The organism is Butyrivibrio sp., from assembly GCF_024699075.1.
The window spans coordinates 1-22,703 of sequence record NZ_JAILQF010000137.1; the positions used below are offsets into that span (position 1 = coordinate 1).

Consider the following 22,703-nt stretch of genomic DNA (forward strand, 5'->3'; position numbering starts at 1 on the left):
TGACCTCCAATTTATATTTTGAGATAAGTAACCGTTTTATATATCGGCGAAAGATTTTATTTAATTAGTTTAATTAATTTTTTGTTAAATAAAAAAAGCGAATGGCCATTTAGACCATTCGCATATTAAAAATGTATTAAACTCTAAATTTATAAGGGTTAAATGTTTATTATACGAAATCTTACACGAAATCTTATCCGAAATACATGGAAGCTTATTTTACCAAAAATCAGCTCCTAAGCTCTGAAAGTGTATGATCACCCTCGTTGTACTGCTTTACGATTTCATGAATCTTGGATGTCGGGATCAGGATGTTACTTGTTGATGCATCATGATTGACGAAATCAATGATAGTAGCAATGTACTTACTCATATCAGCAACCAGGTAGTATGGACGTTTCAAATATTCAGGATTCTGATATGTAAGGTTGGTTGAGATGATATAGTCGAATTCGCGTCTTTCATAAGCATCATCAAACTTATCCATACCATCTGTAAAAAGACCAAATGTACAAGCGATAAATACGCGCTTGGCACCCATTTCTTTGAGCTGCTTACTTGTATCTATCATAGATGCGCCTGAGGAGATCATATCATCGACAATGATCACGTCCTTGCCCTTAATGTTAGATCCAAGGAATTCGTGAGCTACGATAGGGTTGGTTCCGTTAACAACGTGAGCATAGTCACGGCGTTTGTAGAACATACCTGTATCTGCGCCAAGAACGTTAGCAAAATATACAGCTCTGTCAAGAGCTCCCTCGTCAGGGCTTATTACGATAAGGTGATCCTTATCAACAATAAGGTCATCAATATTTAAAAGAAGCTCCTTCATGAACTGATAAGTAGCCATGAAGTTATCAAAACCGTTTAAAGGTGCTGAGTTAGAAATTCTGGGATCATGAGCATCAAATGTGATGAAGTTCTTAACTCCTATATCAGCAAGCTCTTTGAACATAAGAGCAGCATCAAGGGATTCACGCTGATTTCTTCTGTGCTGACGACCTACATAAAGGAAAGGCATGATGACGTTAAGACGCTTAGCCTTACCGTTAGCAGCAGCGATAACACGTTTAAGATCCTGATAATGATCATCAGGAGACTTGTAATTGGTAAAACCATTCATCTTGTAAGGGCAGTTGTAGTTGACAATGTCCATAAGGATGAAAAGGTCATCACCTCTTATTGAATCTACCAAAGAAGCTTTTGCTTCACCTGAAGCAAATCTGTCGAGCTTGGGTTCCATTTTGTAGGAATCCTGTCTGTAATTCTTAAAAGCAGGATCATCTGCAGGTACTTTGTGAACATTGTTTCTGAAATCAACAAGATATTTGTCGACCTTATCTCCAAGATCTGTTGCGGAGTCAAGGACTACAAGTTTAAGAGGTGCAACGGGAATCATTTTTTCGAGCTGCTGAAAATCTGGCATTTTATATCTCCATTTCTCGGTATTATAGTAAATGAACCCAAAAGCTGTGATAAGGTTATAAACACAGTATAACAGCTATCTGTCATTACTTTACTATAGTAAACAGTTAGCGGGTCATTAGTATAAAATGTAACTATTAATTATAAATATGATTGGATCTTATAGACATAATTAATAGCAATTTATGACCCTTCCGTACTATGTTTTATCATTTAGGCAGTAGCACGTCAAGGCTATTCATGATAAAATAATTCTGTGTGCGCAGATTGTCAGTATTTCTGCGCATTGATAATGTGGTTTTAGACTTGAGGTTTTTATGGATAAAGATATTAAAGGCCATTTTATAAGAGATGTAAGGCCGGGAAGCATAGCTGAAGAAGTCGGAATCGAGCCAATGGACAGACTGATAGCAATTAATGATCAGGAGATCAAGGATATTTTTGACTATCAGTACCTTACTGAAAACAGTGAGGTCAATGTCCTTATTGAGAAGCCTGATGGAGAACCCTGGCTTCTTGAAATTGAGAAGGACGATGACGAAGACCTTGGCATAATATTTGATAACGGACTTATGGATGATTATAAATCATGCCATAACAAGTGTATTTTCTGTTTTATAGATCAGATGCCAGAAGGCATGAGAGAGACTCTTTATTTTAAGGATGATGATTCTAGACTTTCATTCCTTCAGGGCAATTATGTAACACTTACAAACATGTCAGATGCAGACGTGGACAGGATCATAAAGTATCACCTGTCTCCAATAAATGTATCTATTCAGACTACTAATCCTGAGCTTCGCAATAAGATGCTCAATAACAGATTTGCCGGACAGGCACTTGAAAAGTTCAAAAAGCTCTGTGATCCCCAGTACGGAATAGAGCTTAATGCCCAGATCGTATTATGTAAGGGAATAAATGACGGAGAAGAGCTTCACAGAAGCTTATCTGATCTGTACGGATACAGACCAAGCCTTAAGAGCGTATCTATCGTTCCTGTGGGACTTTCAAAGTTCAGAAAAGGTCTTTTCCCATTAGAGCCTTTTGGCAAGGAGGAAGCAAGGAAAGTTGTAGAAGAGATCTCTTACTGGCAGGAGAAGAGCTTTAAAGAAACCGGAGACCATTTCATTCATGCATCGGATGAATGGTTTATGATAGCAGGACTTCCAATACCACCTGCATCCTTATATGATGGATATGGACAGCTTGAAAACGGCGTTGGAATGGTAAGGCTTCTCCTTGATGATTTCCATGAATCTCTTGATGCACTTAAAAAGGCTGCCAGGGAAGATCAAAAATTATTTGATTATTTGAATAATTTTAAGTATACTTACACAGTTGTCTCAGGAAAGCTCATCCATCCATATATAGTGGATATGATGAATGAGGCAATGGAGTACTGCAAAGGACTTAAGGTTAACTGTGCCGAGATAATCAATCATTTCTTCGGCGAAGGAATTACAGTAACAGGACTCCTTACCGGCAAGGATATTATTGCACAGCTCAAAGACAAGGAGCTTGGAGACAAGCTTTTACTACCGCAGAATATCTTAAGAGCCGGAGAGAATTATCTGCTGGATGATGTTACAGTTCCGCAGATTGAACAAAAGCTAGGAATAGACATTGAGATAATCAGAAACGAAGGTGACGACCTTATTGATAGATTATTCCGATTATCTGAAAATGGATTTAAGATCTGACGTCCCATGTTAATAGAGATTAAAATTATCTTTGATAATTTTAACTCTCGGTCCAAAGACCGGACCTGTAGAGATTAAAATTATCTTTGATAATTATGTGTAATCTCTTTTAGTCAGATATGTGTTTAGTAACATGGAGGAAGTAAAATGACCAGAAAACAGATTGTAGCAGTAGTCGGCAGACCTAACGTTGGTAAGTCAACACTTTTCAACGCACTTGCCGGAAAACGAATTTCTATAGTAGAAGATACACCAGGCGTAACCCGCGACCGTATATATCAGGATGTTGAGTGGCTTGGACGTGTATTTACTCTTATTGATACAGGCGGTATTGAGCCTGATTCCAAAGATGTTATCTTGTCTCAGATGCGTCAGCAGGCTGAGATTGCGATAGAGACAGCGGATGTTATCATTTTCCTGTGTGACCTTAAGCAGGGTGTAACAGATGCTGACAGTCAGGTTGCTGATATGCTCAGAAGAAGCGGCAAGCCTGTAGTTCTTACAGTTAACAAGGTTGACAGCTATAAGCGTGACAGCCTTGATGTATATGAGTTTTATAATCTCGGAATCGGAGATCCTGTGCCGATCTCAGCTGCCAACCAGCAGGGTATCGGTGATATGCTCGAGGAAGTTGTTAAGTTTTTCCCTGAGGATAAGGAATCTGATGAAGAAGAGGATGATGACAATATCAAGGTTGCCATAATCGGTAAGCCTAATGTTGGTAAGTCCAGTATCATCAACAAACTCATCGGTGAGAACAGACTTATCGTATCTGATGTTGCAGGTACTACAAGAGATGCCATCGATACTGAGATAATGCATAACGGCCAGAAATATACCTTCATTGATACAGCCGGTATAAGACGTCATAACAAGATCAAAGAGCATCTTGAACAGTACATGCTTGTTCGTACAGTTAGTGCGGTTGAGCGTGCTGATGTGTGCGTAGTTGTTATCAATGCTGATGAAGGTGTAACAGAGCAGGATGCCAAGATTGCCGGTATTGCACATGACAACGGCAAGGCAGTTATAATAGCTGTGAATAAATGGGACCTTATCGAGAAGGACAACCATTCAGTCAATGATTTTACCAAGAAAGTCAGACAGACACTGTCATTTATGCCATATGCAGAGATCATTTTCGTTTCTGCCCAGACAGGTCAGAGACTTGTAAAGCTTTATGACATGATCGATGCTGTATATCAGAATCATTCAATGCGTGTTGCAACAGGTGTTCTTAATGAGATCCTCATGCAGGCTCTTGTTATGCAGCAGCCACCGTCAGATAAGGGACGTGTCCTTAAAGTCTTTTATATGACACAGGTTTCTGTAAAGCCGCCGACATTTGTAATCTTTGTTAATGAAAAGAAGCTTATGCATTTCTCATATACACGTTATATAGAGAATCAGGTAAGAGCAGCATTCGGCTTTGCCGGAACCCCGCTCAGATTCATTGTTCGTGAAAGAAAAGGGGATAACTCTGTAAAGGGTAATCATAAATAAAAGATCGTAGGGGAGAAGACTTGAAATGAATATGGTAGTTCTCAGATTTATATGTCTTGTTATTGGTTATTTGTTTGGAATGATCCAGACAGCTTACTTTTATGGGAAAATGAAAGGCATAGATATCAGAAAGTACGGAAGCGGTAATGCAGGTACAACCAATACACTTCGCGTACTTGGACCTAAAGCCGGATTTACAGTGCTTTTTGGAGATATGCTCAAATGTGCTATCGCTGTATGGCTTGTAGGCTGGATATTTGGAGGAATGTATCCGGATCATGTGTACCTTTTAAAAATCTATACTGCTTTTGGAGCTATAATAGGTCATGACTTTCCATTTTATATGAACTTTAAAGGTGGTAAGGGAATAGCTGCAACATGTGGATTTGTAATTGCATTCCACTGGAGCTTTATACCTATGTTCCTTATAGTGTTTCTTGTTATCTTCAACATAACACATTATGTATCACTTGGATCACTTGCAATCTATGTTGGTTTCCTTATCCTTCTCATAATTGAAGGCGAGAATGGAATGTTTGGCTTTGCTACAATGGCATCAGCTGACAAGATTGAAATGTATATTGTGGCCTTCATCATGGCAGCACTTGCATTCTACAGACATAGAAGTAATATAGTTAAGCTTATAAAAGGTGAAGAAAGAAAGACTTATATCTTCAAGAAAAATAAGGTTGACTGATAATGTGAAGAAGGGTCAAAAGATCGTATTATATATGACTTTTGGCCTTTTGCTATATAATTGATCATTTGAAAATGGAGATTATATTATGAAAAAAGAAAACATTGGAATCATAGGTGCAGGAAGCTGGGGAATAGCTCTTGCATATCTTCTTACAAATAACGGACATGATGTCACAGTATGGACCAGAAGAAAAGAGGCTGCTCAGAAGCTTCAAAAAGATCATGAAAATAAAGAAAAGCTTCCCGGAGTCGTACTTCCTGATTCTGTATTATTCACGTCAGAAATAAAAGATGCTGTAGAGAAAAAGAGCATACTTGTTCTTGTGGTACCTTCAGCTCATGTAAGATCTACAATGGAGCTTATTAAACCATATATTAGTAATGAGCAGCTTATAGTTAACTGCTCCAAAGGTATCGAAGAAAGCTCGCTTCTTGTAATGAGTCAGGTAATACACGATGTTCTTGGCAATGACTTCCCGAGAAAAAATATAACTGTACTCTCAGGACCATCTCATGCTGAGGAAGTAGGAAAAGGAACACCTACAACTATCGTAGTAGGTTCAACATCTGAAAGTAATGCTATACGTCTTCAAAATGTATTTATGAATAAAGTATTCAGGGTTTACATAAGCCCTGATATGAAAGGTATAGAGATAGGCGCAGCCTGCAAGAACGTCATCGCCCTTGCTGCTGGTATAGCAGATGGACTTGGTTATGGAGATAATACCAAGGCGGCTCTTATCACCAGAGGAATCACTGAGATCACACGCCTTGGCATAGCAGCAGGCGGTAACTTTGAAACCTTTGCAGGTCTTTCTGGAATAGGTGATCTCATTGTAACCTGTGCATCCATGCACTCTCGTAACAGAAGAGCCGGAATACTCATAGGTCAGGGTAAGACTATGCAGGAAGCTATGGATGAAGTTCAGATGGTAGTAGAAGGAGTCTACTCTGCAAGAGCTGCTCTAAAACTTTCTAAACTCTTTGATGTAGAGATGCCTATCGTAGAGCAGGTATGTGAGGTACTCTTTAACAATAAGTCTGCAGAGGAAGCTGTTGCGGATCTGATGCTTCGTGACAAGAAAGTTGAAAGTCACAAGATCGAATTCCCGGAAGAATAAGTAACATAAGCTTTGTATTAATGCCCTCTTTACTGGATAAACCAGTAAGGAGGGTATTTTTATATTGATGTTTGACAGAACCTGATTTGTGAAGTAAGATAACAGTGTTATGTACATAACACTGTTATGCTGATAGGGGAGGAATAAATGTCTACAAAAGAAAAAGAAGAAACCAAAGCAAAGATCATTGCTGCGGCAAAGGAAGAATTTTCAGAATATGGTTTTGAGAAAGCTTCTTTAAGAAGAATATGTTCAAAAGCCGGTTGTACTACAGGCGCTATTTATTTTTTCTTCAAAGATAAGGATGAGCTTTTTGGCGAAATAGTAAATCAAGTGCTGATTCCGGTACAGCATGCTGTTGCAGAGCATATTATGGATGATAAAAATAGTATTAGCCAAAATTTTTCAGATTCTGATTTCGAACATGAAATTGCTTTGGCAGATAAGCTTGTAGATATCTTATATACCCACCGCCAGGAATCAATTATGCTTCTGACTAAATCTGCAGGCTCTTCTTTAGAGAAAGCTCCTGATATGATCATTGCAGAACTTGAAAAAGAGTATGGTGAGCTGGCAACAGTCTATGCAAAGCAGGAAGGCAAAAAAGTAGATGAATACATGGTACATTGGCTGTCACATCTACATGTGGAAGCCTATATACATCTTGTTACTCATGAGGAGGACGTTAAGGCGGCCAAAGAAAGAACCCGCAAGATCATGCTGTTTTTAGTTAAGGGCTGGCTTGATTGCATATTGATGTAAATGCCGGTTAAGGAGGAAAAAAGTGAATAAAGCAGTTAATAAAGTGTCTTTAAGAAATGTATCAAAAGTTTACAACGTTGGAGAGAAGGAATATCGTGCCCTGGACCATGTTGATCTGGATATAGAAGAGGGCAAGCTTGTAGTAATACTCGGACCATCAGGAGCTGGTAAGTCTACACTTCTTAATCTTATTGGTGGTATGGATACTCCTTCTGAGGGAGAAGTAATTGTAAATGGGGAGAATATAACAGGCTATTCTGAGAATAAGCTAAGCGATTTTAGAGCTAAATCTGTTGGATTTATATTCCAGTTCTATAACATTCTTCCATCTCTTACTGTCAAAGAAAATGTTGAGCTTATAAGTGAAATTGTAAAAGATCACCTTGACGCTACAGAGGCACTTGAGGATGTTGGCTTATCTGAACACATGTACAAGTTCCCCAATCAGCTTTCGGGCGGTGAACAGCAGCGCGTTTCTATAGCAAGAGCTATAGCCAAGAATCCTGCACTTTTGCTATGCGATGAGCCTACAGGAGCCCTTGATTCTCAAACTGGCGTAATGATCCTTAAGATACTTAAGAAACAGACAACAAAGGAAAGGGGTAATAACACAGTTATTATCGTTACACATAATGCCCTTATTGCAGATATCGCAGACGTTGTTATACGTGTCAAGAACGGAAAGATAAAGAGCGTTGATAAGAACGAAAACCCTGCAGACATAGATGAGGTTCAATGGTAATATGCTTAGGATAAAAATATTCAGAGATATAAAAAGAAACTTTGGACAGTTCTTTACTATTTTTGCCATGGTATTTTTAGCTATAATGGCTTTTTCAGGAATAAATGCCTTTTCTGATGGGCTTAAATACTCGTCAGTAGAGTTCTATGAGAAGGGTAACCTTGAGGATCTATGGCTTTTTGGTGAGAACTTTACTGATGATGATATAGACAAAATAAAGGCTTTAGATAATGTTACTGACGTAGAAAGATATCTGACTGTGCCCGGCTCAGTAGATATAAAAAGTAAGGACGATACTAAGCCGTTGAATATTCAGATGGAGCTTAATTTCCTGGACGGAGAAGATGATACTAAAAATATATCATCTATGTATCTAAGAGATGGTGAAGAATACAGCCCTGACAAAGATGGTGTCTGGCTTGGATATTATTTTGCCAAAGCAAGGGAAATTAAAGTCGGCGATGAACTTACATTTTATGTAGAAGGGTATGAATTTACTGAAATAGTAAGAGGAATAGTATCATCTCCTGATCACGTATATACAGTATCTGATTCATCAGTTATATTCCAGGATGCTGCAGACTTTGGATGGGCATATCTTTCAATAAATGAGTTTCCTGAAGAATACATTTATGATGAAATTTTAAAAGAAGATGATATTACAGAAATGCTTGAAAGCGCAGCTGACATTCAGAATGCTGTAGATACATATAAATCTATGGGAGCTGATATTGATTATGTAAAAAGTGAGCTTGATATAGATGAGGACGTGGATCTTGAAACAGCTTTGGATAAAGCAGGTCTGATAAATTCTGGAAAGGCAGATGTATCAGATAAGGAAGCTTTTATAAAAGCTTTGGATCCTGATTTTGAGCTTGAAGACTCCTATGTATATCCATATGCAATAGTTGATGTGACAGGTACAGCGCCAAATCCATATATCAATTCTAAAGAATTGATTCAATTCGAAGATAAACTAAAGTCTGTCAAAAATGAAATATATGAATTTGATGACACCTCTATAAGTGCTATTACTGATAGAGACGTGTGGGGGTCTTATGCAACATTAAAGTCTGAATCGGAAGAGGGAGATACATATTCAGAGATGTTTACATTCCTGTTTGTATTTATTGCAGGGCTTTCTGTAGTGACAACTATGAGCCGATTTGTTAAGAAGCAGAGAGTTCAGATTGGTACCTTAAAAGCTTTAGGCTTTAGAAATCGAAGAGTTACGATCCATTATATCTCATACGGCTTTTGGGTGAGTCTTTTAGCTGCCATACTTGGCCTTGTAATTGGAGGACCTGTACTTGGCCAGCCATTTCTAAATATGGAGCTGTCTATGTTCGATCTTCCGGAAGCTCACAGATGTATTCTTAGTAAGAACTATTTTGTTGCTATGATGATCGTAGCAGCTATTACGATAATAACTTACCTGTCCATAAAGAGCATCCTGAAAGAATCTGCTGCTCAAACACTAAGACTTGAAGTACCGCATATTAAGATCAGAGCAAAAGAAGGCGGCAAGGGATTAAGCGAAAGGCTTCCTTTTTCTATTAAGTGGAATCTAAGGGATATTTTAAGAAGCAAGTCCAGAAGCATTATGGCAATAGTTGGTGTTATGGGCTCAACCTTACTGATAGTAATGGCGTTTGGCATGCAGGATTCCCTTCATCATTATCTGGAATGGGAGTTTGATAAGATACAGGCTTATAAATATAAACTGACACTCTCAGAGAACGTATCTGATGAAAGACTTGGCGAACTATTTGATATATACGGAGATGCCTCAAGTCAGACAGTTGCTATTGAATATAAAGACTCTGATGGCGATATCATAACATCAGCCATAACTGTCAATGATTCTGATGGCTTTTTGAGAGTGTCCGGGCATGATACAACAACTTATAATATTGATGATGGTATTCCGGATAATACCGATGGTGATATTAATGAAGCGGGTGCATTATATGCAACAGAAAAGCTTCTTAAACAAAATGATCTGTCACTGGGAGATACAGTAACCTGGAGGATAATGGGAGAGGATGACTGGTATGAAACTAAGATAGTATCCGCTTACAGAGATCCTCAAAGTCAGCAGTTCTCCATGACAAGAGCAGCATTCGAAGCCCTGGGTGAGGATTACAACTGCGATACTATCTACACAGATGATGATCTTGGTGATGTGACAGATTCTGACATAGATGGTGTATCTGCGATTACGTCTATCGAGTCTATGAAAGAGCAGATGAATACCATGCTTGAGATGATCAACAATATGATAATCCTTCTTATAACTATATCAGCTATTCTTGGCTTTATCATCATCTACAACATGGGAATCCTTGCTTTGAGCGAGAAGATGTACCAGTTTGCAACACTCAAAGTGCTTGGATTCAGGTTCCATAAGCTGGCACTTATATACACTCAGCAGAATCTCTGGCTTACAATAGTAGGTATAATACTAGGGCTTCCTCTTGGTTATGAATTCACTGATTATTTGTTTAAATATGCTATAGGTGATAATTATGATTTCTTTGCCAATATAGATATATCAGCCTATCTTATTGCAATTATAGGAACTCTTTTGATCATGGCTGGAACAAGCATAGTATTGTCACGCAGCCTTAAAAAGGTAGATATGGTCGCAAGTCTCAAGGCCAATGAGTGAGTGATCATTCATATTTATAGGAATTATCCACAAGTGCATATTCCCTTGACAAAAGAGTTTTCGACTTCTATACTTTTAATCAAATAAACCGATGCGGAAGAGTAAGTAACCAATATGTGAGCATCCCAGCTAGTCGCAGATGGTGAGAGTGCGATATGCAGCATAATGGCGAATGGACTTCCAAGGGCAAACAGAAAGAGTACAAACTTAAGTATGGGCGACGGGGCAGACTCCCCGTGATCAAAGGTCAGCATATGATAGTATGCGTTAAGTGGGCGTCTTAGACGTCAAGCAGGGTGGCACCGCAGATGATTTTATCTGTCCCGGCATTAGATCAATGCAGGGGCAGTTTTTTTATTTCCATGTACTTAGAAATCTGCTCCGAGACTCATACCAAAATGGAGGAAATTATGAAAAAAACACAGATTACTAAGAAACTTATGTCATTTGGAATGGCAGCAGCAATGACACTTGCCCTCGTAGGATGCGGGGAAGCCGGTACCCAGAATGAAGGTACAGATGCACAGACAGGCGATGGTACAAAGGAGTATACAATTGGTATATGTAATTATGTAGACGATGCTTCTCTTAACCAGATCGTTGACAACATACAAAGTGAGCTTGATGTCATTGCAGAAAGAGAAGGCGTTAAATTCAACGTTAAATACGACAATGCCAATGCTGATGCCAATGTACTTAATCAGATCATAGCCAACTTCCAGGCTGATGATGTAGACCTGATGATCGGTGTGACAACTCCTGTTGCAATGGCTATGCAGGGAGCTACTGAGGGAGGAGATATTCCTGTTGTATTCTCAGCTGTATCAGATCCCGTAGCTGCAGGTCTTGTAGAATCCCTTGAAGCTCCGGGAAGCAATGTTACTGGAACATCTGACATGCTCAATACAGAAGCTATCATGAACATGATCCTGGCAGCAGACCCTGATATCACCAAGGTGGGCCTTTTATATGATGCAGGTCAGGATTCATCAACTACAGCCATAAATGATGCCAAGGAATTCCTTGAAGCTAAGGGCATTGAGATCATCGAGCAGACAGGAACCAATGTTGAAGAGGTTACACTTGCTGCTAACGCTCTTGTTTCTGCGGGAGCAGAGGCTGTATTTACTCCTACAGACAACACCATCATGACAGCAGAACTCTCCATTTATGAGATATTCCGCGATGCAGGTATTCCTCACTACTGCGGAGCTGATTCCTTTGCCCTTAACGGAGCCTTTCTTGGATTTGGTGTTAACTATGCAAACCTGGGAATAGAGACTGCTGATATGGCTGCAGAGATTCTTCTTGATCAGCTTGATCCTGCAAGCGTTCCTGTTAAGACCTTTGACAACGGTATCGTAACTCTCAATGAAGAGATGATGGATGTCATGGGTATGACACTTGACAGCGCCAAGGAAGTTTTTGGAGACTATGCAACTTCTATCCAGACCATCAAGACCGCTGAAAACTTTGAATGATCTATAAAATGATCAAGATAACCCATCACCTTTTGGTGGTGGGAATATTTTGATTTCGGGTGCGGGGTTAGAAGCCCCGTACCCGTAGAACTGCGTCAGCAGTGATTTTATAACGAGCAAAAAGCGAAGCTCGATTAACTCGAAAGATGAGGTTATAAATGACATCCCTTATTCAAACTGCTGTAGAGCTGGGGCTTATCAGCTCACTTACAGTATTATCCTTGTATCTTAGTTATACCATGCTTAATGTATGCGACCTTTCTACAGATGGCGCATTTACACTGGGAGCTGCAGTTGGAGCAGTGGTGACACTCTCAGGCCATCCTTTTCTTGCTCTTTTTGCAGCAATGCTTACCGGCATGCTGTCAGGATTTGTGACAGCTCTTCTGCAGACCAAGATGGGTGTAGACAGCCTTCTGGCAGGAATTACCGTTAATACAGGTTTGTATTCAATTAATATAGCTGTCATGGGCAGATCATCTCAGATTAATATTAATAAATCTGATAGCATTTTTTATTTTGCTTCCGATATGGCAGAGGGCAGCTTTTTGGCTCCATATGCAAAGCTCATTGCCATAATTCTTATAATTCTTTTGGTTATGATCTGTATTGTGGCATTTCTCAGGACTAAACTTGGACTTGCTATAAGAGCAACTGGAGATAACCCGGATATGGTCAGATCTTCATCTATTAATACAGTGGCAATTACCATAACAGGCCTTTGCCTCTCTAACTCTCTGACAGCTCTTTCAGGGTGCCTTTTAGCCCAGTACAATAAGTCTGCAAACATAGATATTGGAACAGGAATGCTCACAATTGCACTTGCATCTCTTCTTATTGGAAGACTCTTTTTCCGAAATAAAGGAGTAGGTTACGGAGTTATCGGTGCAGTTATCGGAGCAATATTCTTCAGACTTGTATATACCATGGCTCTTAGACTTAACATGCCGGCCTTCATGCTCAAACTGGTATCCTCTATAATTGTAATTCTGGCAATAAGCGGACCTTATTTCCTTTCTAAGATAAGGAAGAAAGGAGAGGCAAATGCTTAAATTAAGTTGTGTAAATAAGACCTTTGGAAAAGGCACTGTAAACGAGAAAAAAGCCCTTGAAAATATTAACCTGGATGTGAAAAAAGGAGATTTCATCAGCATTATAGGCTCTAACGGAGCAGGTAAATCTACCCTTTTAAATGCAATAAGCGGAGTATTTAGCGTAGACAGCGGTAGCATCATCTTAGACGGCACAGATATAACCAGAATGTCGGAGCATAAAAGAGCTGCAGTGATTGGAAGACTTTTTCAGGATCCTATGAAGGGGTCAGCACCATCCATGAGCATTGAGGATAACCTGTATCTTGCGTCAGGAAGCAGGGACTGGTTTTCCCATATGACAGGACGCGACAGAAAAGAGTTCAGAGAAAGACTCGCTCTTCTTGGAATGGGACTTGAAGACAGGATGAAGCATCCCGTAGGATTATTATCAGGTGGTCAGAGACAGGCGCTGACTCTTCTTATGGCAACCTATAATGTACCTAAGCTCCTTCTTCTTGATGAGCACACGGCGGCGCTGGATCCTGCAACTGCGGAGAAAGTCTTAAACATAACCAAAGACGTAATAGAAAAGAATAACATAACCTGCCTCATGATAACCCACAACATGCAGTCTGCCCTTGATCTTGGCAACCGTACGATCATGATGAATGATGGTGAGATCATCTATGATGTTGAGGGTGCAAAGAGAGCAGAAACCACCGTTGAAGACCTGCTGCAACTCTTTAAGGACAAGGCTGGAGAGAAGCTTACCAACGACAGAATGCTTCTTAGAGATAAGTAAATATAGGTTCAAAAGTATCAGGAATGAATTAACATACAATCAGGAGACAATAATTTAAAATGTTTTATATACCAACAAGAGTTTTTACAGGTAAGGATGCACTTATAACTAACAAGGATTACCTTACAAGACTTGGACATAAGGCTCTTATCGTAACAGGTAAGGGATCTGCCAAAAAGAACGGATCATTTAATGATGTAATAGGTATACTAAAAGAATCAAAAATAGAGTATTCTGTATATGAAGGCATTAATGAAAATCCTACTGTAGAGAGCATTATGGATGCAAGGGACTATGGCAATTCCGAGGCATGCGACTTTGTAATAGGCATAGGAGGAGGCTCAGCCCTTGATGCTTCTAAAGCTATATCACTTATGATGCTACATAAGGATGAGGGATGGGAATACCTTTACGATGGTTCTAAAACTTCAGATATGCTGCCTGTTGCTTCTATACCTACAACCTGCGGTACAGGATCTGAAGTTACGGGAGTATCTGTTCTTACAAGAACCGAACTTGGCACCAAGAAGTCAAGTGTACATAAGCTTTATCCTACAGTTTCTTTTGTTGATGGCAAGTACTTAAAGACTGCACCTTCATCTATTATAAATAATACAGCCCTGGATGCTCTTGCTCATATGATAGAGGGACTTGTCCATACTAAGGCTACAGAGTATACGAGAATGTGTGCTTCTTCAGGACTTGACCTTTGGAGAAGCGTTAAGGATGTCATAGCCGGAGAAAGACAAGCTACAGATGCAGATCTTCAGATACTTATGGATGCTTCTACAATGGCAGGTATGACAATAGCCCAGACAGGTACGACTATTCCTCATGCTCTTAGCTATCCTATTACAATAGGCCTTAACATCCCTCATGGTAAGAGCGTTAGCTACTTCCAGGCAGAGTTTCTTAAGGCTATGGACAAGGCTGACAGAGACTGGATTTTGACAAAAGCAGGTCTTAAAGACCCTGATGAACTTGATGAACTATTTAAAAAGGCTTGTGATCCTGATGATATACCTCTTAAATACAGGGAGATAGCGTATGAAGAGCTTTGCTCCAATAAGGCCAAGCTTTCAGCTGTACCATTTAAGATCGACGAGAATGTGCTTAAAAAGATAGCAGGTGTGTGATAAATAATGCATTAAAGAGTATAGTAGGTGTGTGATAGATAATGCATTAAAGAGTATAGTAGGTGTGTGATAGATAATACATTAAAGAAGATAGCAGATTTGTGATAAATAAGTTGACAATAAAGATAGCAGACTTTTTGCAAATGCAAGGGGGACATGCATATGAGAAGTATTGAGATCACAGATAGTCAGTTACTGCTTGGAAATGATGGCGAGATAGTAAATCCCGGTTGGGCCAGAAGTCAGATCTGGCAGTACAAAAGGGATATGATCAAGGCTCCAAAGTTCAGGATCAAGGAATGGGACTATTACATGATAATTCATGATGCAGATGGTCCGGATGACGAGAGCTTTGCAGCAGCATTTACTCTTTCTGATGATGGCTATATAGGTCTTCAATCTGTATCATTATTACATTTTGGACCTGATACTCCACATGAACATACGCAGACAGTTCTTAATGTATTCCCTATGGGCAAGATGCATATGCCTGAAAGCTCTGAAAAGGGCAACGCCAGCTTTAAAAATGATACACTTCACCTGTTATATAAAAAAGATGAAAATAGTAGACACATAAAATGTGCTTTTAAGAATTTTAATAATGGTAAAAACTTAAAGGCAGATATAATCCTGGATGAACCCCATATGGATAGTATGGTAATTGCTACTCCCTGGGATAAGAAGCATGCATTTTATTATAACCAGAAGATCAACTGCATGAAAGCTTCCGGTACGATCACCTATGATGGTAAGACTTATTCTTTTGACAAGAATAAGGATTATGCAACTCTTGACTGGGGCAGGGGAGTCTGGACCTATGACAATACCTGGTATTGGGGCAATGGAAATGCAAAAATTGATGGTCATGACTTTGGCTTTAATATAGGATATGGCTTTGGAAATACCTCTGCAGCAACGGAGAATGTCATCATATACGACGGAATAGTTCATAAGCTTGATGATATTACTATAGAGATTCCTAATGATATAAGTCTTTATGATATGGACAGTCCAAGATATATGGAAGACTGGAAGATTTCATCATCAGACAAGCGCTTTGAAATGACCTTTAAGCCGGTTCTTGACAGAGCTGCAAAGCTTGACTATAAACTCATCATATCGGATCAGCATCAGGTCTTTGGTCGCATGAACGGTAAGGCAGTTCTTGATGATGACAAAGTCATAGAAGTTAAGGATATGCTCTGCTTTATCGAAAAAGTTCATAATAAATATTGATAATTCAAAAGCCCTATCTATCATTATTTCCAATTTTGTAAATGGAAATGATGAAAGATGGGGTTTTTATTTATATAAGGCCGTAGTGCTTTAAGCCATTGTATATGCCATCTTCGTGGAGATTTGTAGTGACATATTCGGCGACTTCTTTGATGCGGTCATCTCCATTACCCATGCAGATTGAGTGACTGGCAAGCTTGAACATATCCATGTCATTCATGCTGTCACCAACGACATATACATCATCAAGGTCTATGTTCTCGATATTCATAAGCTCTTTAATTCCGGTTGCCTTGGAATATCCTTCAGGGATTACCTCGACGATCACGCCATTGTGATTGATGAAATCAAAATCAGGCAGAAGGTCCATTACTTTATCAAAGTCTGTGTCTTTGCTGATGTCAGCACTAAACTTATTGATCCTTGTGCCTTTGGAGATCTCGGATGTGGCTTTGGCAATGGGGCCCAGCCTTTCTTTAAGAATCTTGACATATGGATCGCCTATTTCTATAAAGTCATCAACATTGAAGAAATGATATTCAGGTCCCTCATATACCATAGGCATGTGGTTATCATTAAGAACCTTTAAAGAGCGCATTATCTGTTCATCTGTCATGAGCTTTTCGTAGATGACCTTGTTATTTTTTTCTATATGGGTGCCGCATCCTGCAACAATTCCTTCAAAGCCAAGAGATAGAAGCTCTTTTTCTATAATGTTGGAACGGGCTCTGCCAGTGTTTATATAGGCAGCATGGCCGTTTTCTTTGAGCATTTTTATAGCCTTTTTGGTGCTTTGGGGGATTATCTGATGATGATCCCAGAGAGTGCCATCGATATCAAAAAATACGTATTTTTTCATAAATCCTTTTCATCTTTCTAAAAAATCCTATCTTACTTTTATAAAACATATTTCAAATTTTTTCAATCTTTTCATAAAGATATGGAAATGGTCGAATGGATGAAATTCTTTTGGAATCTTAAACAAATCTTAAACATTTCCCCACTTGGAACTTAATAAGTGTAGCACTACAATATAGACTGTAAACAAACAGATCTGTTTTTTATAAATTCTAATAAATCATAATACGAGGGGAGAAGATTTTAATTATGGCTTTCTGATCATCCTGTCTTTTATAAAGCTTTAAAGATTTATAGAAGATAAAGGAAAGCTGTGAATATTAAGATCGCAGGGATTATGAACAAGATACTTATATGTGACGACGAACCTGATATTGTAGCAGCTATCAGTATATATCTTGAAAGCGAAGGGCTTGAAGTTATAAAGGCATCTAATGGTAAAGAAGCTTTGGATATCATGAAAAGCGAAGCAGGAAGGGACGTGAGTTTATTACTTCTTGATATAATGATGCCTGTTATGGACGGGATAACAGCCATGGCGTCAATTCGTAAGATTTCCAATGTGCCGGTCATCCTTTTGACTGCAAAAAGTGAAGATACTGATAAGATCATGGGCCTTAATATAGGGGCAGATGATTATGTGACCAAGCCTTTTAATCCTGTTGAGCTTATCGCGAGGGTCAGATCCCAGCTCAGGCGCTATACACAGCTTGGATGTATGGCGGGATCTTTAAGTGAAGACAATGACAGGATCACTGTCGGAGGTATCGAACTTGATGACAAGGCCAAGGAAGTATATCTTGATGGCAATATTGTAAGTCTTACGCCGATCGAGTATCAGATATTAAAGCTTCTGATGCAGCACAAGAATGAGGTTTTATCACCTAAGAAGATATATGAAGCTGTATGGAATGGACAGGCAATCGGAGCTGAAAGCACTGTTGCAGTTCACGTCCGTCACATAAGGGAGAAAATTGAGTATGACAGTGCCAATCCCAGATATTTAAAAGCTGTCTGGGGGCATGGATACAAGATCGAAGCTTGATCTGAAGATATACAAAAGCGTGATCTGAAGATAGATCAAGCGTGATAGAAATAAGATCGAAGCGTGATCTAAGCATGAGGGAAAGATGAGGTTAAAGATGAGTAAAACATATAAAAGAGCGTGGCATACGATCAATATAATTGCCATTTGTATATTTTCAATGCTTTTAATAACGTGTTATGTAGTTTTATATAGCATGGACAATTGCGGACTTATGAACTATTCAGGAGTTTCATTAAAGAAAGTTCTTATGAATCAGGCTGCCTATGATTATGCTATCTGGGCAGTTTCAGACAAGGATGATGACTTTAATGAAGGCTTCATGGAAGATAAGGGCTGTAATATAGGCGTAATAGAAGGTAATTATTCAGATCTTAGTGATATAGACCTTAATGATGACAAGACTTACGTCTTCAGGAATTTCTCGCAAGATCTGCCAAGTGAGTACTATACAGCATATGTTCCTACTTCTAAAGACAGTGAATTCATTCTTTCAGACAGGTTGTATGATTTTCTTTTTACCAGAAATAATGATGTCATAAGTTATGACGCGTATGATTATCAGACTATAGATATTAAGGGAATCGGCTATGATATAGTAGGCCAAATGGCTTATATATGGGACGGCGAGAAGTTCTTATGCCTTGAAGATAACTCCTATAAATACGCGGTTAATACAGATGGAGGAACCTATAATACCTGCAATATCTATGACCGCATCTGGGAGAATCAGAGACAGGCTTTGGGTATAGACGACGATGAAGATCAGGATGCTCTTTATATAGATGGAAAGAAGTATCCGGCACTTGGCGATGATGATAGTGATTATGTACTTGAGCTTTATGGCAATAATTCATCCGGAATATTGTCACTTTCATATGTTGCGGATATTACAAGCCTTCACGACGAACTTGAAAGGTCAGAATATGGCGCATGTACCCTTGATTCTGTATCATCGGTCCTTATTGATGTCGGTGAATCAACCTATAAAGTTTATACCGTTATCTGCTTTCCGGGGCAGAAACAGTCTTCTGACAGCTTTTTCGTTCAGGCATCAAGATATTTAAAAGTCATTCCGGCACTTCACGTGCTTCTTCCCATACTTGCAGTAATATCTGCTTTTATGGTATTGATTCTGGTGATGATCCTTATTTTAAGAGCTGGCAGATATGAAAATAAAGGATCCTTAAATACCGATATTCTGGCAGACATCTCTATGGAGATAGCCGCTTGTATATTCGCTATAGCTGAAATGATCCCGGGATGCCTCATAGCTTTTCTTTCAAATAGTCAGATGCCATCAAGCGCTTTGGCAGCAATCTTTGCAGGTTTTGGCATAGCGCTGGCAATCTTTATAGGTATAGTGTGGTTTGAAAGCGTAGTCATAAATTTTAAGAGGGGACATTTCTGGGAAAATACCCTTTGCTTTAAGCTTATCAGAGCCATCTTTGGACCTATAAGAGCTTCTATGCGACTTATTTCAAGATCAGTTAAGTGGAGTCACAGAATAATTGCCATATGCCTTGTGATATCATTTGCCGAATTTATGGGACTTGCCACAATTGATGATAAGCAGAGCCTTATATTCATATGGTTTTTGGAAAAAATTGTTCTTGCCATTATCCTCATTAAAGTACTGAAACAGTATGCGAGCCTTAAAAAGACAGCTGTGGAAATGGCAAATGGAAATATGGACGTAACAGTTGATACAAGTAATATGTATATAGATCTTGAAGAGCACGGTAATGCTCTTAACAAGCTTGGAAGCGGCTTGAATACTGCTATAAGTGAACGTATGAAGAGCGAAAGATTAAAGACTGAGCTTATAACTAATGTATCCCACGATATCAAAACACCTCTTACCTCTGTTATCAATTATGTAGATTTATTACAAAAAGAAGACATTGAAAATGAGACGGCAAGATCTTATCTTGAAGTTCTCGACAGGCAGGCCAAGAGACTTAAAAAGCTTATAGAAGATCTTATAGAAGCTTCCAAGGCTGCTACCGGCAGCATCAAGTTCAATATGGAGAATATTAATGCAAGAGTTCTCATTAACCAGTCTGTAGGCGAATTTGATGACAGGCTTACAAGTAAGAATATCACGGTAGTTACTGAAGTTCCTGATAAGGACGTATATGTAAAAGCTGATAACAGATATCTTTTCAGAATATTTGATAACCTTTTGAGCAATATAGTCAAGTATTCTCAAGAGGGAACAAGAGCTTATATAGAGCTTTTGGAAAAAGATGGCCGCGCCCAGTATACCTTTAAGAACATTTCAAAGGATAAACTTAATATATCTTCTGATGAACTGATGGAGAGATTCGTAAGAGGAGATATATCAAGAAATACTGAAGGTAACGGACTTGGACTTTCAATTGCGAGATCTCTTACAGAGTCCATGGGAGGACAGATGGACCTTACAATTGACGGAGACTTATTTAAGGCAACTGTATCTTTTCCCATAACAGATATGTTAGCAAGCTGAATTTTGAGGTATAGTAGTATTTGTATTAACAATAGAGTAAGACTGGGCTTTGACACTACAGCAGTCTGCATCTGTATAGTAGTATTTATAGTATAGTAAGACCACCCATTATCTTTAGATGATGGGTGGTCAACAAATACTGCTATAAAAATTTATACCTCAGGGGGAATTTATGGGATTAAAAGAACACATTTTTTTGCCAACAAATGAATATGTAAAAACTCTTGGAAGGACATTCATGCTCGACGATTGCAGAGTTCTAAGTCTTTCCTGCTCAGGAGTGGAATTTAAGTATACAGGTACAAAGCTTACTGTGACTTTCTATGGCGATTCTACAACAACTACTAAAGAAAATGAGCCTCAGCCATGGAGAGACCAGGCAAGAGTTGCAGTTATAGTAGATGGGATCATGCAGCTTGATACTGTTATCAAAAAGCCTGTAGAAGTCTTTGACGTATGCGGACTTGATGAAAGTATCGCGCCTTCTGAGCATATTGTAAGAATCATAAAGCTTTCAGAGCCCAGAATGTCTACAGTAGGGCTTGGAGTTATTAAGATATTGTCTGATGGTCCTGCAGTTCCAACCAGTTTAAAGGATAAATATATAGAGTTTATAGGGGATTCTATTACCTGCGGTTATGGCATTGATGTTCCTGATGAGTTACATACTTTTTCTACAGGAACAGAGAATGTTTTAAAGGCATTTTCTTATCTTACAGCTAAAGAGCTTGATGCTGACCACAGCATGGTATCTTATAGCGGACACGGCCTTATATCAGGCTATACGCCTGATCCTCAGGTTCCTAAGCTTGAAGAGCTGATCCAGCCTTACTATGATATATTTGCTTATTCCTACAATACGTTCAGGGGAATGCAGATGGAGAGCAGAAAATGGGATTTTGAATTAGAAAGAAAGCCCGATATCATAGTCATAAATCTTGGAACCAATGATGACAGCTATATCCAGGACGACGAAGATAAAAGGAAGGCTTTTGGTAAAGCCTATGTTTCATTCCTTGAAAAAGTGCACAGCCTTAATCCAACGTCCAAGATCGTTGTAGCCTTCGGCCTTATGGGAGACAGACTATTTGAAACCCAGAAGGAGGCTGCTGATATATTCAAAAAAGAAAGCGGATATGATGAAGTATATGCCTTTCGCTTTACTCCGCAGAACTTTGAAAAGTATGGCTACGGGGCTGACTGGCATCCTTCAGCTGCTTCTCATAAAGTGGCAGCAGGCGAGCTGGCAAGGTTTATAAAAGAGCTGTGGCTATATGGCATGTGATCACATCAGTTAAAGAAAAAGCTAAAAATAATAAGTGATACTTAAATACAAAAATTAATTGGGTATAAAAAGGAAATACGAGTGTTTATAATGTGCGAAGATTAATCCCTTAAGTCTTACCAAGGGCCCTACATAAAGTGATATAATTTTGTGTAGTAATTGTTGATATCTATGCGGTGAGGTTTTATATGAAGATTGAAACTTTGAAATTATGGGATGGAAGTTCTTTTCCCAAATTTGGCCTTGGAACATGGTATCTTGGACTTGATCCAAGCAAGCAAAAAGAGGAAATGGAAGCCCTTCTTGCAGGAATAAATGAAGGAGTTACCATGATCGATACAGCCGAGATGTATGGGGACGGACTTTCTGAAGAACTTGTTGGACAAGCAATAAAAGGCATGGACAGAGAGTCCTTGTATCTTGTATCAAAGGTCCTTCCAACGAATGCCGGAGGAGACCGTCTAGAAAAGAGTCTTGATGCTTCATTAAAGCGAATGGGAACTGATCACCTTGATATGTACCTCTATCACTGGAGAGGCAGCTACTTACTTGAAGAGACCGTCGACAAGATGGAAGAGATGGCCCAAAAGGGCAAGATACTTCATTGGGGTGTATCTAACTTTGACACAGATGACATGATAGAGCTTTTAAATGTTCCAAATGGTGATCACTGTGCCGTCAATCAGGTGCTGTACCATCTGGGATCAAG

At 39.1% G+C, this 22,703-nt stretch carries 18 protein-coding genes and 1 pseudogene; 17 read left to right on the forward strand and 2 right to left on the reverse strand.

From position 1 onward, the window contains the following. Positions 1 to 229: 229 nt before the first annotated feature. Entirely contained in the window at positions 230 to 1,429 is a 1,200-nt protein-coding gene (locus K6G87_RS05325) for a ribose-phosphate pyrophosphokinase (RefSeq protein WP_296834749.1), read from the reverse strand. 307 nt (positions 1,430 to 1,736) lie between these two features. Here K6G87_RS05325 and K6G87_RS20050 point away from each other — a divergent pair. The 13 genes and pseudogenes from K6G87_RS20050 to K6G87_RS05385 all read left to right on the forward strand — a co-directional run. After that, positions 1,737 to 1,907 (forward strand): annotated as a pseudogene (locus K6G87_RS20050) (PDZ domain-containing protein); the annotation flags it as partial. A gap of 42 nt (positions 1,908 to 1,949) precedes the next feature. Further along, positions 1,950 to 3,128, forward strand: a complete 1,179-nt coding sequence (locus K6G87_RS19900; RefSeq protein WP_442863362.1) for a DUF512 domain-containing protein — start codon at positions 1,950 to 1,952, stop codon at positions 3,126 to 3,128. A 147-nt stretch (positions 3,129 to 3,275) separates the two neighbouring features. Next, positions 3,276 to 4,631 (forward strand): ribosome biogenesis GTPase Der, encoded by a 1,356-nt coding sequence (gene der, locus K6G87_RS05335; RefSeq protein ID WP_296834753.1) that lies wholly within the window; start codon positions 3,276 to 3,278, stop codon positions 4,629 to 4,631. Positions 4,632 to 4,656: 25 nt separating this feature from the next. Continuing rightward, positions 4,657 to 5,328, forward strand: coding sequence for a glycerol-3-phosphate 1-O-acyltransferase PlsY (gene plsY, locus K6G87_RS05340; RefSeq protein ID WP_296834755.1), 672 nt, complete (start codon positions 4,657 to 4,659; stop codon positions 5,326 to 5,328). An 88-nt stretch (positions 5,329 to 5,416) separates the two neighbouring features. Continuing rightward, positions 5,417 to 6,451 carry an NAD(P)H-dependent glycerol-3-phosphate dehydrogenase gene (locus K6G87_RS05345; RefSeq protein ID WP_296834757.1) on the forward strand — a complete coding sequence of 345 codons (1,035 nt, stop codon included), beginning with the start codon at positions 5,417 to 5,419 and terminating at the stop codon, positions 6,449 to 6,451. 147 nt (positions 6,452 to 6,598) lie between these two features. Continuing rightward, positions 6,599 to 7,213: a TetR/AcrR family transcriptional regulator gene (locus K6G87_RS05350; protein ID WP_296834759.1), complete on the forward strand. Its 615-nt coding sequence runs from the start codon at positions 6,599 to 6,601 to the stop codon at positions 7,211 to 7,213. A 22-nt stretch (positions 7,214 to 7,235) separates the two neighbouring features. Next, positions 7,236 to 7,955, forward strand: a complete 720-nt coding sequence (locus K6G87_RS05355; protein WP_296834761.1) for an ABC transporter ATP-binding protein — start codon at positions 7,236 to 7,238, stop codon at positions 7,953 to 7,955. Position 7,956: 1 nt separating this feature from the next. Next, complete coding sequence (locus K6G87_RS05360) at positions 7,957 to 10,626, forward strand: ABC transporter permease (protein WP_296834763.1); 2,670 nt, start codon at positions 7,957 to 7,959, stop codon at positions 10,624 to 10,626. 410 nt (positions 10,627 to 11,036) lie between these two features. After that, positions 11,037 to 12,107, forward strand: coding sequence for an ABC transporter substrate-binding protein (locus tag K6G87_RS05365; protein ID WP_296834765.1), 1,071 nt, complete (start codon positions 11,037 to 11,039; stop codon positions 12,105 to 12,107). Positions 12,108 to 12,265: 158 nt separating this feature from the next. Then, positions 12,266 to 13,159 (forward strand): ABC transporter permease, encoded by an 894-nt coding sequence (locus tag K6G87_RS05370; protein WP_296834767.1) that lies wholly within the window; start codon positions 12,266 to 12,268, stop codon positions 13,157 to 13,159. Continuing rightward, on the forward strand, positions 13,152 to 13,943 hold the full coding sequence (locus K6G87_RS05375) for an ABC transporter ATP-binding protein (RefSeq protein WP_296834769.1): 792 nt from the start codon (positions 13,152 to 13,154) through the stop codon (positions 13,941 to 13,943). The genes K6G87_RS05370 and K6G87_RS05375 overlap by 8 nt, the downstream gene beginning before the upstream one ends. 59 nt (positions 13,944 to 14,002) lie before the next feature. Beyond that, positions 14,003 to 15,079 carry an iron-containing alcohol dehydrogenase family protein gene (locus tag K6G87_RS05380; protein ID WP_296834771.1) on the forward strand — a complete coding sequence of 359 codons (1,077 nt, stop codon included), beginning with the start codon at positions 14,003 to 14,005 and terminating at the stop codon, positions 15,077 to 15,079. 162 nt (positions 15,080 to 15,241) lie between these two features. Next, the gene (locus K6G87_RS05385) at positions 15,242 to 16,315 is read left to right on the forward strand and encodes a DUF2804 domain-containing protein (RefSeq protein ID WP_296834772.1); all 1,074 of its coding nucleotides are present in this window, start codon (positions 15,242 to 15,244) and stop codon (positions 16,313 to 16,315) included. Between the two features lie 70 nt (positions 16,316 to 16,385). Here the strand turns inward: K6G87_RS05385 and K6G87_RS05390 are convergent, their stop codons facing one another. Further along, positions 16,386 to 17,174, reverse strand: a complete 789-nt coding sequence (locus tag K6G87_RS05390; RefSeq protein WP_296834773.1) for a Cof-type HAD-IIB family hydrolase — start codon at positions 17,172 to 17,174, stop codon at positions 16,386 to 16,388. Positions 17,175 to 17,510: 336 nt separating this feature from the next. Between K6G87_RS05390 and K6G87_RS05395 the strand changes: the two genes are divergently transcribed. From K6G87_RS05395 to K6G87_RS05410, 4 genes are all read left to right on the forward strand, one after another. Beyond that, positions 17,511 to 18,218 carry a response regulator transcription factor gene (locus tag K6G87_RS05395; protein ID WP_296834774.1) on the forward strand — a complete coding sequence of 236 codons (708 nt, stop codon included), beginning with the start codon at positions 17,511 to 17,513 and terminating at the stop codon, positions 18,216 to 18,218. A gap of 97 nt (positions 18,219 to 18,315) precedes the next feature. Beyond that, positions 18,316 to 20,709 (forward strand): sensor histidine kinase, encoded by a 2,394-nt coding sequence (locus K6G87_RS05400; RefSeq protein WP_296834775.1) that lies wholly within the window; start codon positions 18,316 to 18,318, stop codon positions 20,707 to 20,709. Positions 20,710 to 20,881: 172 nt separating this feature from the next. Then, entirely contained in the window at positions 20,882 to 21,994 is a 1,113-nt protein-coding gene (locus K6G87_RS05405) for an SGNH/GDSL hydrolase family protein (RefSeq protein ID WP_296834776.1), read from the forward strand. A gap of 188 nt (positions 21,995 to 22,182) precedes the next feature. Beyond that, positions 22,183 to 22,703: aldo/keto reductase (locus K6G87_RS05410; protein WP_296834777.1), on the forward strand; the 521-nt coding region annotated here is incomplete at its 3' end.

Excerpts from the sequence above, each read along its gene's own strand:
- K6G87_RS05370 (WP_296834767.1), top strand. The coding sequence starts at position 12,266 with ATGACATCCCTTATTCAAACTGCTGTAGAGCTGGGGCTTATCAGCTCA.
- K6G87_RS05350 (WP_296834759.1), top strand. The coding sequence starts at position 6,599 with ATGTCTACAAAAGAAAAAGAAGAAACCAAAGCAAAGATCATTGCTGCG.
- K6G87_RS05325 (WP_296834749.1), bottom strand. The coding sequence starts at position 1,429 with ATGCCAGATTTTCAGCAGCTCGAAAAAATGATTCCCGTTGCACCTCTT.
- K6G87_RS05385 (WP_296834772.1), top strand. The coding sequence starts at position 15,242 with ATGAGAAGTATTGAGATCACAGATAGTCAGTTACTGCTTGGAAATGAT.
- K6G87_RS05360 (WP_296834763.1), top strand. The coding sequence starts at position 7,957 with ATGCTTAGGATAAAAATATTCAGAGATATAAAAAGAAACTTTGGACAG.
- K6G87_RS05375 (WP_296834769.1), top strand. The coding sequence starts at position 13,152 with ATGCTTAAATTAAGTTGTGTAAATAAGACCTTTGGAAAAGGCACTGTA.
- K6G87_RS05380 (WP_296834771.1), top strand. The coding sequence starts at position 14,003 with ATGTTTTATATACCAACAAGAGTTTTTACAGGTAAGGATGCACTTATA.
- K6G87_RS05400 (WP_296834775.1), top strand. The coding sequence starts at position 18,316 with ATGAGTAAAACATATAAAAGAGCGTGGCATACGATCAATATAATTGCC.
- K6G87_RS05395 (WP_296834774.1), top strand. The coding sequence starts at position 17,511 with ATGAACAAGATACTTATATGTGACGACGAACCTGATATTGTAGCAGCT.
- K6G87_RS05365 (WP_296834765.1), top strand. The coding sequence starts at position 11,037 with ATGAAAAAAACACAGATTACTAAGAAACTTATGTCATTTGGAATGGCA.
- K6G87_RS05390 (WP_296834773.1), bottom strand. The coding sequence starts at position 17,174 with ATGAAAAAATACGTATTTTTTGATATCGATGGCACTCTCTGGGATCAT.
- plsY (WP_296834755.1), top strand. The coding sequence starts at position 4,657 with ATGAATATGGTAGTTCTCAGATTTATATGTCTTGTTATTGGTTATTTG.
- K6G87_RS05345 (WP_296834757.1), top strand. The coding sequence starts at position 5,417 with ATGAAAAAAGAAAACATTGGAATCATAGGTGCAGGAAGCTGGGGAATA.
- der (WP_296834753.1), top strand. The coding sequence starts at position 3,276 with ATGACCAGAAAACAGATTGTAGCAGTAGTCGGCAGACCTAACGTTGGT.
- K6G87_RS05405 (WP_296834776.1), top strand. The coding sequence starts at position 20,882 with ATGGGATTAAAAGAACACATTTTTTTGCCAACAAATGAATATGTAAAA.